The 14,728-nt window shown below is 39.1% G+C and carries 15 protein-coding genes; 4 read left to right on the top strand and 11 right to left on the bottom strand.

Annotated elements, in window-relative coordinates:
- Window positions 1–7: 7 nt before the first annotated feature.
- The 5 genes from HMPREF0766_RS00840 to HMPREF0766_RS00820 form a co-directional block, all read right to left on the bottom strand.
- On the bottom strand, window positions 8–541 hold the full coding sequence (locus HMPREF0766_RS00840) for a CopD family protein (protein WP_002992902.1): 534 nt from the start codon (window positions 539–541) through the stop codon (window positions 8–10).
- 143 nt (window positions 542–684) lie between these two features.
- A complete protein-coding gene (hemE, locus tag HMPREF0766_RS00835; protein ID WP_002992901.1) occupies window positions 685–1,722 on the bottom strand; it encodes a uroporphyrinogen decarboxylase in 1,038 nt (345 codons plus the stop codon).
- Window positions 1,722–2,237 carry a hypothetical protein gene (locus HMPREF0766_RS00830; RefSeq protein ID WP_002992900.1) on the bottom strand — a complete coding sequence of 172 codons (516 nt, stop codon included), beginning with the start codon at window positions 2,235–2,237 and terminating at the stop codon, window positions 1,722–1,724. Before HMPREF0766_RS00830 ends, hemE begins: the two co-directional genes overlap by 1 nt.
- A 6-nt stretch (window positions 2,238–2,243) precedes the next feature.
- On the bottom strand, window positions 2,244–2,948 hold the full coding sequence (locus tag HMPREF0766_RS00825) for a response regulator transcription factor (RefSeq protein ID WP_002992899.1): 705 nt from the start codon (window positions 2,946–2,948) through the stop codon (window positions 2,244–2,246).
- Window positions 2,938–3,813, bottom strand: coding sequence for a sensor histidine kinase (locus tag HMPREF0766_RS00820; RefSeq protein WP_002992898.1), 876 nt, complete (start codon window positions 3,811–3,813; stop codon window positions 2,938–2,940). The genes HMPREF0766_RS00825 and HMPREF0766_RS00820 overlap by 11 nt, the downstream gene beginning before the upstream one ends.
- 220 nt (window positions 3,814–4,033) lie before the next feature.
- Here HMPREF0766_RS00820 and HMPREF0766_RS00815 point away from each other — a divergent pair, with 220 nt between their 5' ends.
- Window positions 4,034–4,735 carry a YjjG family noncanonical pyrimidine nucleotidase gene (locus tag HMPREF0766_RS00815; RefSeq protein ID WP_002992896.1) on the top strand — a complete coding sequence of 234 codons (702 nt, stop codon included), beginning with the start codon at window positions 4,034–4,036 and terminating at the stop codon, window positions 4,733–4,735.
- A 37-nt stretch (window positions 4,736–4,772) separates the two neighbouring features.
- Here HMPREF0766_RS00815 and HMPREF0766_RS00810 read toward each other — a convergent pair whose 3' ends face one another.
- On the bottom strand, window positions 4,773–5,423 hold the full coding sequence (locus tag HMPREF0766_RS00810; protein ID WP_002992895.1) for a response regulator transcription factor: 651 nt from the start codon (window positions 5,421–5,423) through the stop codon (window positions 4,773–4,775).
- Entirely contained in the window at window positions 5,416–7,293 is a 1,878-nt protein-coding gene (locus HMPREF0766_RS00805) for a sensor histidine kinase (protein ID WP_002992893.1), read from the bottom strand. The genes HMPREF0766_RS00810 and HMPREF0766_RS00805 overlap by 8 nt, the downstream gene beginning before the upstream one ends.
- 266 nt (window positions 7,294–7,559) lie before the next feature.
- On the opposite strand from HMPREF0766_RS00805, the gene HMPREF0766_RS00800 reads away from it, so the two are divergent.
- Both HMPREF0766_RS00800 and HMPREF0766_RS00795 read left to right on the top strand, forming a co-directional pair.
- Window positions 7,560–7,853, top strand: a complete 294-nt coding sequence (locus HMPREF0766_RS00800) for a hypothetical protein (RefSeq protein WP_236590572.1) — start codon at window positions 7,560–7,562, stop codon at window positions 7,851–7,853.
- Window positions 7,854–8,048: 195 nt separating this feature from the next.
- Window positions 8,049–8,747: a hypothetical protein gene (locus tag HMPREF0766_RS00795; protein ID WP_002992889.1), complete on the top strand. Its 699-nt coding sequence runs from the start codon at window positions 8,049–8,051 to the stop codon at window positions 8,745–8,747.
- A 95-nt stretch (window positions 8,748–8,842) separates the two neighbouring features.
- Here HMPREF0766_RS00795 and HMPREF0766_RS00790 read toward each other — a convergent pair whose 3' ends face one another.
- From HMPREF0766_RS00790 to HMPREF0766_RS00780, 3 genes are all read right to left on the bottom strand, one after another.
- On the bottom strand, window positions 8,843–9,670 hold the full coding sequence (locus HMPREF0766_RS00790; RefSeq protein ID WP_002992887.1) for a 3-keto-disaccharide hydrolase: 828 nt from the start codon (window positions 9,668–9,670) through the stop codon (window positions 8,843–8,845).
- 93 nt (window positions 9,671–9,763) lie between these two features.
- Window positions 9,764–12,208 carry a TonB-dependent receptor gene (locus HMPREF0766_RS00785; protein WP_002992885.1) on the bottom strand — a complete coding sequence of 815 codons (2,445 nt, stop codon included), beginning with the start codon at window positions 12,206–12,208 and terminating at the stop codon, window positions 9,764–9,766.
- A 108-nt stretch (window positions 12,209–12,316) separates the two neighbouring features.
- A complete protein-coding gene (locus HMPREF0766_RS00780) occupies window positions 12,317–12,598 on the bottom strand; it encodes an ATP-dependent Clp protease adaptor ClpS (RefSeq protein WP_037459448.1) in 282 nt (93 codons plus the stop codon).
- A gap of 69 nt (window positions 12,599–12,667) precedes the next feature.
- Here HMPREF0766_RS00780 and HMPREF0766_RS00775 point away from each other — a divergent pair, with 69 nt between their 5' ends.
- On the top strand, window positions 12,668–13,714 hold the full coding sequence (locus HMPREF0766_RS00775) for a 3-oxoacyl-ACP synthase III family protein (RefSeq protein WP_002992882.1): 1,047 nt from the start codon (window positions 12,668–12,670) through the stop codon (window positions 13,712–13,714).
- A gap of 78 nt (window positions 13,715–13,792) precedes the next feature.
- Here HMPREF0766_RS00775 and atpG read toward each other — a convergent pair whose 3' ends face one another.
- Complete coding sequence (atpG, locus tag HMPREF0766_RS00770) at window positions 13,793–14,686, bottom strand: ATP synthase F1 subunit gamma (protein ID WP_002992881.1); 894 nt, start codon at window positions 14,684–14,686, stop codon at window positions 13,793–13,795.
- Between the last annotated feature and the right edge of the window lie 42 nt (window positions 14,687–14,728).

The raw sequence follows: 14,728 nt of genomic DNA, 5'->3' as shown, positions 1-14,728 counted from the left end.
AGAGGCTTTAAGATTTTCTATACTTCTTATAAAGTTTGACGGCCATCATCAGTACAACAGACAATCCGACCAGTCCCACTACTCCAAAGATCCAGTTGATAGCAGACTTGAGTACAATCGTAAACACAATGGCAAACAGAAAAAGAGTAGCCAGTTCATTCCACAAACGCAGATTGGTGGAAGACCATGTACAGGTTTCGGCAGCTAACTGACGCATAATCCTCTGACATATAAAATGGTAAACGACGAGCCCTGCTACAAACAGCAGTTTGACATGCATCCAGCCCATTTGCAGCCACGACGGACTGAGATAAAGCATGAGCGCGCCAGCGGCGATAGTCAGGTACATAGCTGGTGTCGTGATGATCCACCACAACTTCGATTCCATAATCACAAACTGCTTATGCAGTATCGTATATTCCCCGGCAGATTTACGCTTGGCTTCTATATGATAGATAAACAACCGGACGATATAAAACAATCCGGCCATCCAGCATACGACAAAAATAATATGAATCGCTTTAGCGTATAAATAAACCATGTAATGAATATTCTATTTTGAACAAAGATATAAAGAAGCTGTCTGAACAGATGCCTTTGTGCCGCTTGCAAAACAAATGCAGTTTCCCAAATCCAACCAAACTTATCCAGACAGCATCTTACAGATACTGCACTTATGTGGTATTAGTATCTGAATTCTTTAATTACATCCACGGTGTATTTGACATGATCAAAAGGCATATCCGGCATAATACCATGTCCCAGATTGAACAAAAAGCCATCCTGTCCTCTCATACGTTCGAACAGTTCATGTATTTTTTTTCTGATTACAGGCTTATCTGCATACAGAATAATCGGATCAAAATTTCCCTGAACCGCAATTTCTTTTGGCAGATTATTTTTTACATTCAGAATATCAGCATTCCAGTCTAATGATATAACATCCGGCTTTGCTTCACTCATAATAGGATAGAAAACGGAACTACCGCGTGCGAATGAGATAACAGGAATACTTTCTCTGTTGATACGGGAAATAATCTGCTGTGTGTAAGCATGACCAAATTCGATATAATCATTCCAGGTCAATGCCATAGCCCAGCTGTCGAACAACTGAACGGCATTCACACCCGCAGCGATCTGCATATTCAGATAATCAACAGTAAGATCGGTGATCTTTTGTAAGATATAATGAGCCAGTTTAGGATCATTATTCAACAGTGTTTTAGTGAGCTTAAAATCTCGTGACGATTTACCTTCTACCAGATAACTCAGGATCGTAAAAGGAGCACCGGCAAAACCTATCAACGGAATACTTCCATTCAACCGCTCCTGGATCACTTTGATCGCATCTGCCACATACTGCAATCTGTCTGCACTTTGTGCATTCAGTTTTTCTGCATCTTCCCAGTTTCTGACCGGATTGGAAAAACGAGGTCCTACCCCCTGCTCAAAAGACAAATCTCCACCCATCGCTTCCGGAGTCACCAGAATATCCGAAAATAAAATAGCAGCATCAATATCCAGCAGGTCTACCGGCAACATCGTTACATCGGCAGCTATTTCGGGAGTTTTGCACATCTCAAGAAAAGTATATTTATTCTTGATTTCCCAATACTCAGGCATGTAACGTCCTGCCTGACGCATCATCCAGACTGGCGGACGCTCGGTTTGCTGTCCAAAAGCAGCTCTGATAAATAAATCGTTTTGTAAAGTTTTATTCACTATAAATGTTTTGATAATTCGTTTTCTATTTTTTCAACAATTGATTTCTGACGCTCTGTCAATTTCAATTTATTTGCCACATCCAGATAAGCTTTCACTCTGTCATATGCTTGTTTTCTGAGGTTGATATTGGCAAGATTGATCAGCACCATTCCCTTTTCATGTTCCCGTTTCCAGGGTAAGCGTGATGCAAGCTGAAAATGATATTCTGCTTCGTCAATACGATCTTCCTTGAGGGCAATATTTCCCATCATGAATTCATAAAAGTTACGCCTTCCTTTGCGTAATGCATCCGGATTCGTTACTTCTGAAAGCAGTTGTTTTGTTTTTTCATAATCCTGCTTATGAAAAGCCTGTGTCGCCATAAATACAGATCCTTCTCTATACTGGCTCCACACTAAATAACCAATACCACCTACGATATAGACACAAGCGTAATAGTGCCCGGCATAGATGGCATAGAGAAGAAAGCATACAGCAATGGCAATGACTATATATCTAGCCTTTTTTGTCATTGGATATTATGGATTGTCGGTAAATTTATATCCAACACCACGGATGGAATGAAAATAAATAGGGTGTTTCTGATCCGGCTCAAAATATTTACGGAATGTCAGAATAAAATTGTCGATGGTACGTGTCGATGGATACACATCATAATTCCATACCGTTTCCAGAATCTGTTCACGCGACACCGCCTCATTTCTACGCTCTATCAGTAGTTTCAACAGCATAGTTTCTTTCTTCGTCAATGAGGTAATTGTACCATCAGCATGGTGCAGCTCATAGGAATTAAAATAAATGGTTTTATCACCGATTGTATACGAATTCAGTTCTTTCAGATCATCCCCCTTCATTCCTCTGCGAACCAGATTTCCTACACGCAGAATAAGTTCTTCCAGATTGAAAGGTTTGACAAGATAATCATCCGCTCCCTTTTTAAGTCCTGTGATACGGTCTTCACTACTGTTTTTGGCCGTCAGGAACATAATAGGAACTTCACTGTTTTGCAGACGAATAGTTTCAGCCACCTGAAAGCCATCGATCTCAGGGATCATGACATCCAGGATAATCAGGTTGAACCGCTCTTCTTTAAAAACTTTTAGTGCTTTTTTACCGTCTGTAGCGGTAGTTACACGATATCCCTCTAGCTCGAGGTTTAATTTGATTGCTTCCAGCAGATGTTCTTCATCTTCTACTAAAAGTATGCGTTGTTTAGCCTGCATAGTTGTCAAATGTTACTTCAAAAATACTCCCTGAAGGAGTGTTATCTTTTACCTTAATACTGGCATTGTGTTTTTGCAAAACCGTTTTCACTATATATAACCCCAAACCTGTGCCTTTGGTTTTCCGCGTAGATTCATTCCCTACACGATAAAATTTATTAAATATATTCTTTTTTTCTTCATCCGGAATACCGATACCATGATCTGTTACCGAAAATATCAATTTGCCTGATTCTCTTTTCAATCGTACAAATACACTTGCACATGGCGGAGAATATTTGATCGCATTTTCAATCAGATTAGTCACGACATTTGTAATCGCAAATTTATCGGCCACCAAACGTACATCTGTATCAAGATCAGGCTTGATGATCTGCGATCTGCAGGAATTCTTCTGCAAACGGTCTACGATAGATTCGACCATCTCTGTCAGATTAAACTCCTCTTTTGGCAGATTATAACTGCGGTTCTCAAGTTTAGTTGTCAGTAATACATTCTCTACAAGATCATCAAGACGCTCAATATCCTTTAGCGAATTTTGTAAAAACATCTGCTGCTGTTCCTTGTCCAGATCTCTTTTCAGAATAGTCTGAATGTACAGTTTCACGGATGCCAGCGGAGATTTTAATTCATGTGTGATCGCCAGCAAAAAATTTTGTTGTTGCTGGTGTATTTTGTGTTCTCTTTTGAAATTGTTCTTCAACCGTAGTACTCCCCATAGAAATATCAGCAGAAAAAACATCCCCTCACCGATAATCATAGACTTGCGCTGAGGTTCGTATTTCACTAACATAATACCCCACCAGATTAGTTGGGAGATGGCATAAAACACTAAAAAATAAAACAGAAAAAGTGTCTTTCTCATACAGAAACTGAACAATGAAGGACAAAAATAGGTAATAGATCAGGTATTATAAAGTATCTACTGCATTATGACAATAATAGGAAAAACATTTATCACCTTTGCTGCAGCCTGTGTTTACGGGAATTTATTCCTCTCTCTTTTAGAGGATAAAATAATACGGATCTTGGTTCCCTGTATAAATATTTATTTTGGTTTTTAATTTCTAATTTTGACTTTACATATGTTCCATCATAAAAAAGATATATTTTTTGACCTGGATCACACGATCTGGGATTTCGATAAGAATGCTGAAGAAACCTTAGACGAACTGTTTTTTAAGTACGACTTTGATAAACTGTTCAATCATAGCAGTGCGGATCTGTTTATCTCTACGTACACCTCGAACAATCATCGTTTATGGAATCTGTATCATCATGGAAAAATCGATAAACCTACCCTGAGAAAAGCACGGTTTGAAAATACATTTACGGATCTGGGTGTAGATCCATCTTTGTTTCCAAAGGATTTTGAGGAAGAATATCTTTTTATCTGTCCGCAGAAAACGAATTTATTCCCAAATGCACATGAAACCTTAGCTTATCTCAAAGAGCGTTATAATCTTCATCTGATATCAAACGGATTTAAAGAAGCCTGTGAAGTAAAACTTGGCAAAAGCGATCTGGAGCAATATTTTCAGCATATTTTTATTTCTGAACTGGTGGGCGTAAACAAACCGGATCCGCTTATTTTTCATCATGCGATGCAAACTGCAGGTACGTCTGCTACTCATGCTGTCATGATCGGAGACAATCTGGATGCGGATGTCAGAGGTGCCCGGAATGTGGGAATGGATGCCATTTATTTTAATCCCAATCAAACGCAGTTACCAAAAGATGTATCGCATTCGATTACTGATCTAAGCGAATTGAAACATATGTTTTAGCGCATCCGCAAAAAGCCTGTTTACAGAAACCCCTGATTTAACTCAGATTATGCGACATTGCAAACTGAAATAAGCCGTTCTTTTTATCCACCTTAAGTTTATAGATCATATTTTTCCGATGCGTATCAACAGTAAACATACTGATAAAGAGTTTTTCGGCAATTTGCTGCGAGGTAAAGTTTTGACCTATCAGCCTTAGTATCTCCAGTTCTCTGGAAGTAAGTTTGTATTTCTTTAAAAAGACATCACTGCTCAAAAATTTATTCTCTTCATTATTATTGGATACAGACCCGAAACAAGGTTTACCGTTACAGATCTCCCGGATAGTATCAAACAACAGTTTTGTACTGGTATCCTTCGGAAGATAGCCGTGAACTCCGATTTCTTTTAATTTTCGCTGAAGAACAGGACTGCTGTACATCGACAATACCAGAATTTTAATGCAGGGATATTGTTCATGAACTTTGACAGCTATGGTTTCGCCATCCATACCCGGCATATTGAGATCCAGTATCAAAAGATCAGGTTGCTGCTTATTCAAGACATGTAAGGTACCTTTGCCGTTTGTAGTCTTTGCAATAACGTTGAAATCAGGCTGACTGCGTAAGAGACCGCATAACCCTTCCATGAACAGCAGATGATCATCAGCGATCATGATAGTGATACTATATTCCTGAACCTTATTCATAATGAGGTATAAATATACTAATGCTTGTCCCCCTTTCATTACTTTCCAGGTTCAGCGTCCCGTTAAGATGATTTATTCTTAACCTTATATTACTGAGACCAATACCTGCAGGAGTAGATCCGGTATCGAATCCTGTACCATTATCCTCACACATCACGATGATATGTTCATCTGTAGAAATAATCTGCAGAGATGCTTTTGTTGCGGCAGAATGTCTCACCACATTATTTATCAGCTCTTTCATAATGCGATATAGCGTTAGTTCCGTCTCCGGCAATATGGATCTTCCGATTTCATGTACAAACTCAAAAGTAATATGACCAGACTGATTAAGCTCAGTAAGCTGTTCGGACAGCGTATGTGTAAGGCCTTTCTCATCCAATGTTTTGGGCATCAGGTTATGGGATATTTCTCTTAAACTCTCACAGGCTGTTTCTATCATACGAATCGTCTGCTGATAAAATGCATGAATCTCATCCGGTGATTTTACAATATTAGCCTTGAAGGCCGTAACATTTAGCTTAATAGCTGATAATGTACCCCCCAGATCATCATGCAGATCTCTTGCCAGACGGATACGCTCTTTCTCCTGAACAGCAAAAACATCATCGACAAGAGCAATCTCCAGTTTTGCCTTTTCCTGCTGCAGGATTCTGGTCTCCTTTTTCAGGAAATTATAACGCTGAGTCAATGCAAAAGAAAGAAATACTATCTCAACTGTAAGACCTATTACCAAACCTGTTGTATTGAATAAATAAAAGCTGGTAATTCCCAGAATATTGAACACATAATTTAAGATACCCAGTAACAGTATCAACATGGAAGCCAGATAATACCAGGCCAGACTGTATCCGCTGATAATGCGCTCTATCGTATTCACAATCAGGATGAGTACAGTCAGCAGCGCAATAATATTAGCGGTATAAAAATTTAGCTTTTCCATCCACAGGTTGCTGTCAAAAAAAAGATAAGCCGGCAAAAGCATCAAAAGGATACAAAACCACTTATAGCCGTTCAGTACCGGATATAATCTGCTGTTATCTCTGGTCTGATGAATGAAGAGCAACATGATGTGAACCAGCAAAGCCGAACTGGCATAAGCAATAAAACTACGCAGATAATCCTGCAAATAAGGCAGATCCCGATATAACCACTGAAATCCCAGACCTTCATCCTCCAGATTGAAGATCAGTACACAGATCACATAAAATGCATAATAGATATGAATACTGTCTCTGAGCGAAATATAGAGAAAAAGGTTAAAGACGATTGCAAACAGGTAGATACCGACAAATATCCCGAATGCAGTGTAAAAAGGAATTTCTTCCCTCATCAAACTTATATCCTTAGCCAGTCCGAGAGGCATCATCATATTCTGGCCTCTTTTGTCAGCCCATAGATAAAATGTAGCCTTTTCATGAGCTTTTAATTTTACAGGGAATAAATAATTATGATACTCGACAGGCCGGCTGCTGAATTTAAAATGGTCTCCCGTCATACCTGTTGCGTTGATTCTTCCTGCGCTGTCTACCTTAAATAACTGAAGACGATTAATACTGTTACTACGCTCATTAAAGAAAAGATGAACCGTTTCATTAAGAATATTATGAACATCAAATACGATCCACCAGTAACTTTCACTAAAACCCTTATTAAACGTTTTACCGGGTGTAAGCGGGTTTAACCTGTTCTGATTTTTCAGGCGGATCAACGAATCAATTGTCGCTGTAAGCGCTCTGTCTTCATAAAAAAAACCGTGATTACTGATATTAAAGCGTTCTGCATTGTCGATCAATATAGGGCCTCTGCCTTGAGCAAGTCCAGACCATCCGCAAAGGATACATATCCAGAACAACAGAACACTCTTCATGATTAATTTTATATTGGCTGATTAATATTGGTATTATAAATATAGCATAAAATTAAATATATAAATATACCTACTACTCGGTATATAAAATCCCCTTTTACAACAGGTAAATTTGTAAAGTAGTTGAATATAAGGACAGCTACCAGATTATACCCTAGATTAGGTAGCGTACTTTTCATAATTACAAACGAGTAAACCGAAAATCGGATATTGAACAGAGTAGGTCTAACAAGTATACCATCATGAAAAAAAACATGATCATGCTAATGGCTTTATCATTAATCACAGCACTTCTAATGAGCTTCGTGGTACGTTCCGACAAAAAATATGGCGGAACAGCCAGCGCTAGTGGAAAAGTAACCTATGTAACAACCTATGAAAGTACACAAGGAAGAAAGGTTGGTGATATAGAAACTATTAATGTAGCTGTAGATTGTATGTATGATGATAATGCAGAGGCAAAAAAGGCATTAAAAACAGAAATAGAAAATACAGCTATCGTAAAAAAAATAACATTGACAGGTGCGATCAATTATGATGTAACGACATGCAATAATTGATCTGATGTATATCGAATAGCTTGTTGCAGGTGAACCCGTTTTCAGACAGGTTTGCCGGAAAACCTCTATCCTCTGTAAGCCAGATTTTCGCAACGGAATGCAATATGCCCGGCTAATAAGCAGGCATTATTAGCTTTCGTTGCGGATCAGTAAACAAGTATAATTTTCGTTTTTCTCCATTATAATCCGATTATTATGAAACATATCTTACTCCTGCTTTTTTTGACTATGTCTGCATTAAGTTCACATGCGCAGATAGTCGAATACTTTATTAATAAAGAATGTTCAAATTCATGGGATAATAGCATGAATGCCTGGAGCGGGTGGAGTGCATGGACAGAAAATAATTTGAATAATAGTCGCTCGGTCAGAACTTACAATATAAAAGTTTCAGCAAGTGCCATTCAGTATATTTATGATTATTACCGATGGTCAGAGGAACAACAAAAATATTATACAAGCAACACTGTTACGACATATACTTTTGTAAATGATATTGCGGACAGCGCTTATCCCTTTAATAAAAGTGTACGGATCACGCAAACAATAAGTTATTCCGACAAAGACGATTACGACAAAATTATTACCAACACCTATAATGGCACTGGAAGTGTATACAGTAAATTACCGCTGAACCAATTATTAGCAGGCAATGCAATCGGGGAAATCTATATGTACAGCGAATATAGTCCTCAGGAAAAGAGATACTATGCGGCCAGTATCAATAGAAAATCCACAGCGGTACTGGCACAGGAACAGGAAGAGAGAGAACAGGCCGAACAGGACAGACAAGACGAAATTGAAGAAGCACAGGCTGAACAACAAAGAAAAAAACAGGCCATGTATGAGAATCTGGGAAAAGCGATCGGCACCCTATTGATTAAGAAAAAATAGATAAGATACGCCTTCCCGTCAACCAGATAACTACCAAAGCAAAAAAGCAACGTAAGTGATACGTTGCTTTTTTGCTTTATATAAGATCTCTGGATCTACAGCACTTTTACTGTTATATTCTTAAGCCATACATCATTGCCGTGGTCCTGAAAACCAATCACACCGGATTTGGTCTTGCCACCGACCTTACTAAGCAATTCAAATGCAAGTGGCCATTTTTCGCTGCTGAACTTACTTGCCTCTAACAGTGCTATCCATTCAGGTGTCCACAGCGTATATTCAACTACTTTTTCACCGTTCTGATAATGCGTTACTTTACCATTATTAACTACAATCTTTGCTAAATTCCACTGTCCGGCAGGTTTACCGTTTTGTGGTTTTGCAGGAATCATATCATACAGTGACCCTGATTTACGATTACCATCGATACCCATTTTTGCGTCAGGATGGTTGTCATTGTCTAGCAACTGATACTCCGGACTGGAAATATAGATAGGCTGACCTTCTATTTCTTTGGCCAAAAAAAATGTTCCTGAATTTCCGGCTTCTGAAATTTTCCATTCAAATTCCAGTTCAAAGTTTTTGAAATCATGAGCAAAGATCAAATCACCACCTTCGCCCGGAGTACTACCTACAGGTTTGGCTGTAAATTTGATTGTACCGTCTTCAATACCCCATTTTGTAGGCACATGATCCTTATTATACCCTCTCCATCCTTCTAACGATTTACCGTCAAAAATAATGTATGCACCCTTACTGTTTTTAGGGAATTTTTTGATATCTACCTTTGGAAGATCTAACAGCTTATAAGAAGTTGCCACTGCTTTTTTTGTTTGTGCCTGAACCTGCTGAAATGCTCCGGAGCCTAATGACAAAGTTAGTGCAGCCATTCCTGCATACAGGTAATTAAATGTTGATTTCATGGTATTATTTTTTATAATCGATTCAAACTGATCATTAAATTTAATAAAAAAGATCGGATACTACGACATTGCTAATTCCTTTTATCATCTGTATTAGAATTGTTCACCACCTTCCATATCGATAGAATTCTCAGGACGCTTTTTCTTTCCGAAATCCTGTGCTCCGAATCTGTAAGAGAATGACAACATAAACATACGCTTCATCCATCGGCGTTCAAATGATGAATTGACCTGAGCCGTATTAATATACCCTCCGAATTTACGGGTGTTTAATAAGTCCCTTACATTAAACATAATACTTCCTTTTTTGTTTAGGACTTCCTGCTTCAGACCAACATCTATTCCTGTCATAGCTTTTGTTTTACCCTGCGCGAGCAATCTTGGAGCATTATAATCCGCACGAACCTGCCCGGATAAGTTAGAAAGTATCTTCACATTAGAAGTCAGGTTGGCATTCCAGTTAATTCCGTCACTCTCTTTGATTCCAAAATCAGCATTACCGTCAATACGGTTATAAAACATATTTCCGTTAATTGTGAAGTCCAGCCAACTGGTTGCGTTCACTTTAGAAATAAGCTCCAGACCTGCTACACTGGAATTCGTCAGATTTTCCCAGCGGCTTCTGGTCACACTGGAGAGTGTATCCACCTCATAAATATACGGCTGCATTACATCTTTCATACGACGGTAATATCCGGTAGCCAGAATATTCCATTTATCATAGAATTTAGCATAGCTCATTTCAAAAGAGTGGATATCCTCCGGCAATAAATTAGGGTTTCCCTGACGACGATTCATATCATCGGAAACATCCTCAAATGGATTCACCTGCCAGCCGCGCGGACGTTGTACACGTCTCGAATAACTGAATTGAATCTTATCTCCCTTCTCTCCTAAAGCATAAGTAAGAAACGCTGTAGGATACAATCTGAAATAGTCCTGTTTAGCAACTGTTTCTATCTCATTTGCCGGTAATGACGGATCCTTCTTGAAGTACGTAGAAGTCAGATAAGTCTGCTCTCCGCGCAAACCGATCTGATACGAAATCTTATCCGTCAGTTTATTCTGATAATTTAAGTACAGGGCATGCACAGAATTAGTCAGGTCAAAATCATTACTGATACCGTAATCAGGGAAATAATTACCCGACACATTGTCAAGTGTATCGGAAAACTGGGTATCAAATGATTTTCGAATAATAGATTTATATCCGGTTTCTAATTTGCTGTCCTTTGAAAACGGAAGTACATAATCCACCTGAATATTCATATTTTTCCCGTCTTCAGAAGTCTTATTCAATCTGCTGGTCGGAGGAAGTCCGGAAGAGAAAGTCTGATCAAAATTATTGGTTCCGTCTTCAGTATCTCTGCCGTACATAAAATTAGCGGTCAACTCCTCTCCTTCCCGGGCAAGTTTTCTGCTGAAATCCAGATTCAGATCATACCCAAGATCATCTTCTTTCTGACGTGACCCTCTAAAGCTTGTACCGGACAACTCCGGATGATTGAAATACATATAATTCAGATCATTACGACGATCATTATCCCGAATACTCAGATTTCCTGAAATCCCGATGGTAGTCTTTGCATTTGGTGAATACTCTACTCCTAATTTCACCATATTATTGATTCCCTTTCTTTCGGAATCTTCTGTATTATTAATCTGGCTGTTATTATTGAGATAGGTATTATTAGTAAGGCCTCCGCCTACCATATTACGGCGATTGAAGTTATAACTTCCGCTATAATTGAATTTCTCATCTTTATAGTTGAGACTTGCTCCGGCCATATAGTTATTATAGGAACCTGCAGAAGCATTTACAGTACCGTTGAGTCCGGTTCTGACATTTTTCTTCAAAACAATATTGATGATCCCCGATTGACCTTCGGCATCGTATTTTGAAGATGGATTCGTGATGACCTCTACTTTTTCGATCGCATTAGCAGGCAGAGATTGCAACAGGCTTGTAATATCGCTTCCTGCCATTGCCGATTCCTTCCCGTCAATCAGAATACGAACACTGCTGGATCCGCGTAAACTCACTGTTCCATCCATATCTACCTGCAGTGTCGGCACATTAGCCAACAGATCTGTAGCTGTACCGCCAACGCTGACAAGACTTTGGCCAACATTAAAAACCTTACGGTCTATGCCGATCTCCATAGCAGGTACTTTTCCCTCTACCAATACTTCTCCCAGCATCTTGCCGTCTTCCAGCATAGACAAAGTGCCAAGATCTACATTTTTATTTGCCTGTACGACGATATTTTCCTGGATCAGGTTAGTATATCCCATATAAGAAATGCGGAGCGTATACACACCCGCATCTACATCCTGAAAAAGAAGCTGTCCTTTAATATCAGACTGCTGTCCTTTTACATATGCCTGAGAAGATTGTTTCAGAAGCGCAGCACTGGCACCTAAAATAGGTTCGTTTGACTTTTCATCAACAACGATTGCTTTGATCTGAACATTTTGTGCAAATGATAAAATAGGGAGTAGCGTAAATACAAAATAAAGTAAGATTTTCGGTGACATGCTGTATATGATTACAAATGGAAAAGCAAAAATGCTTCTTTTTACTTGCAATCGACCATTCGTAACCGCATTATTACGAAGAATTCAAGTCACCTCAACAAACAAAGTTTACTCAACAGAAACCGTAAGTCCTTCGGATTTGAATATCTTTCTGTACACTTCCATTTCTGTAAACGATCCTTCCAGAATAGCACATTTACCTTCAGTATGTACCTTCCAGGCGATCTGTTCAGCCTGTTTTTCGGTATATTGAAGATGTTTCATCAAACATTCAATAACATGGTCAAAAGTATTGGTCTCATCATTCCACAGAATAAGTCTGTTAGAGCTTTTAGCTGCTGCCAAAATCTCCTCCAATGAATAGGTTTCCTCTTGTGTCTGTACACTCATGATACAAAAGTAAGTAATTTTCAAAAATTGTGTAATTTTGAAGTTCTTAAAATTGTAAGATAAAGAAATATGTTTCAATCCAAAATTGCCGGGATAGGCTATTACGTCCCAAAAAATGTGTATACCAATAATGATCTCACCCGTTTTATGGACACCAGTGATGAGTGGATTCAGGAACGTACCGGGATCAAGGAACGTCGTTATGCCGACCGGTTAGGTGAAACTACGACCACGATGGCTATCGAAGCCTCTAAAATCGCTATTGAACGCGCAAATACGACAGCTGAGGAAATTGATTTTGTGATCTTTGCGACGCTGTCTCCGGATTATTACTTTCCAGGCTGTGGTGTACTGCTGCAACGCGAAATGGGAATGAAAGAAATAGGTGCACTTGATATCCGCAATCAATGTTCGGGTTTTATCTATGCTATATCGGTGGCAGATCAGTTTATCAAAACCGGAATGTACAAAAATATTCTCGTTGTCGGCTCCGAGAAGCAATCCTTTGCTATGGATTTTGCAACGAGAAGCCGTTCGGTATCTGTTATCTTCGGAGACGGAGCGGGAGCTGTCGTTTTACAACCCACACAGGACGCCGGAAAAGGCATTCTAAGCACTCATCTTCATTCTGACGGAGCAGATGCAGAAAAACTGGCGATGTATTATCCGGGAGCTTCTGCGGGTAAGTGGCTGGACAATCCTCCTCAATGGCCGGATCAGGAACTTGGCGGACTGTATATGACAAAAGAAATGCTGGAAGATGGTTCGACTTCGGCATATATGGACGGACAGGCTGTATTCAAAAAAGCAGTCGTCAAATTCCCTGAAGTAATTGGTGAAGCACTGGCAAAAAACAACCTCGTTTCTACTGATATTGATATGCTCATCCCACATCAGGCGAATCTGAGAATTTCTCAATATGTGCAAAAAACACTTGGACTAAGAGATGATCAGGTATTTAATAATATCCAGAAATATGGTAATACAACTGCCGCTTCAGTACCTATTGCCTTGTGTGAAGCCTGGGAAGAGGGAAAGATCAAAGAAGGAGATCTGGTTTGCCTTGCCGCATTCGGAGCTGGCTTTACCTGGGGATCAGCATTGATCAGATGGTAAGGCCTTAAATACTATCTTGAATACAACAAAAAGGGGAAATCTATCGATTTCCCCTTTTTCCTTATATAAAAATTACGCTTATCCGTTAGATAGTGCAGCAGCACCTGAAACGATCTCTGTAAGTTCTGTTGTAATAGCAGCCTGACGTGCCTGGTTGTAAGACAATTTCAATGCTTTCAAAAGATCTCCGGCATTTTCTGTTGCTTTATCCATAGCTGTCATACGTGCTCCGTGTTCAGAAGCATGAGAATCCAGAATCGCTTTATAGAGTTGTGTCTTGATTGCTTTAGGGATCAGTTCCTCAATAATCTTTTCTTTAGATGGCTCGATAATATAATCGACTTCTTTAGGTTGTTTATCTTTTGGTTTACTGTCTTCGCCTGGTAATAGAGGCAGAATCTGTTCCGCAGTAAGTACTTGTACTGCAGCATTACGAAACTGATTATATATTACTTCTACGCGATCAAAGTTTCCTAATTTGAATTGTTCCATCACAAACTCAGTGATCTTTGACGTATTCTCAAAGTTTAATTCGGCGAACAAATCACTGTGATTGGCGATCACATGATAAGCATCACGCTTAGCGTAAAAGTCATTTCCCTTTTTACCGATAGCGATAATACTTACATTACCTTTTCTCAGCTGTTCAGCATATTTTGAAGCAACGAGATTATTAGTTGCTTTAATTACATTCGCATTGAAAGCACCTGCAAGTCCTCTGTTAGATGATACGACAATCAAAAGCACTTTATTCGGCTCACGATCTTTTGTAAAAGGAGAGTCATTTCCTTCTACACTCGCAGATACATCTGCCAGGATATCTCTTAGTTTGGTAGCATACGGACGTAGTTGCACAATAGCATTGGTAGCACGCTTTAATTTAGCGGCTGACACCATTTTCATGGCTTTTGTGATCTGCTGCGTCGATGATACCGATGTAATACGGTTTCTTACTTCTTTTAAATTTGCCATACTATAATTGAGATTTGAGCACTGAGTATTGTGTATTGAGTA

Source organism: Sphingobacterium spiritivorum ATCC 33861 (assembly GCF_000143765.1).
Classification (GTDB): Bacteria; Bacteroidota; Bacteroidia; order Sphingobacteriales; family Sphingobacteriaceae; genus Sphingobacterium; species Sphingobacterium spiritivorum.
The sequence above is the reverse complement of the archived record's forward strand: the minus strand, read 5'-3'. Positions and strand labels throughout refer to the sequence as shown.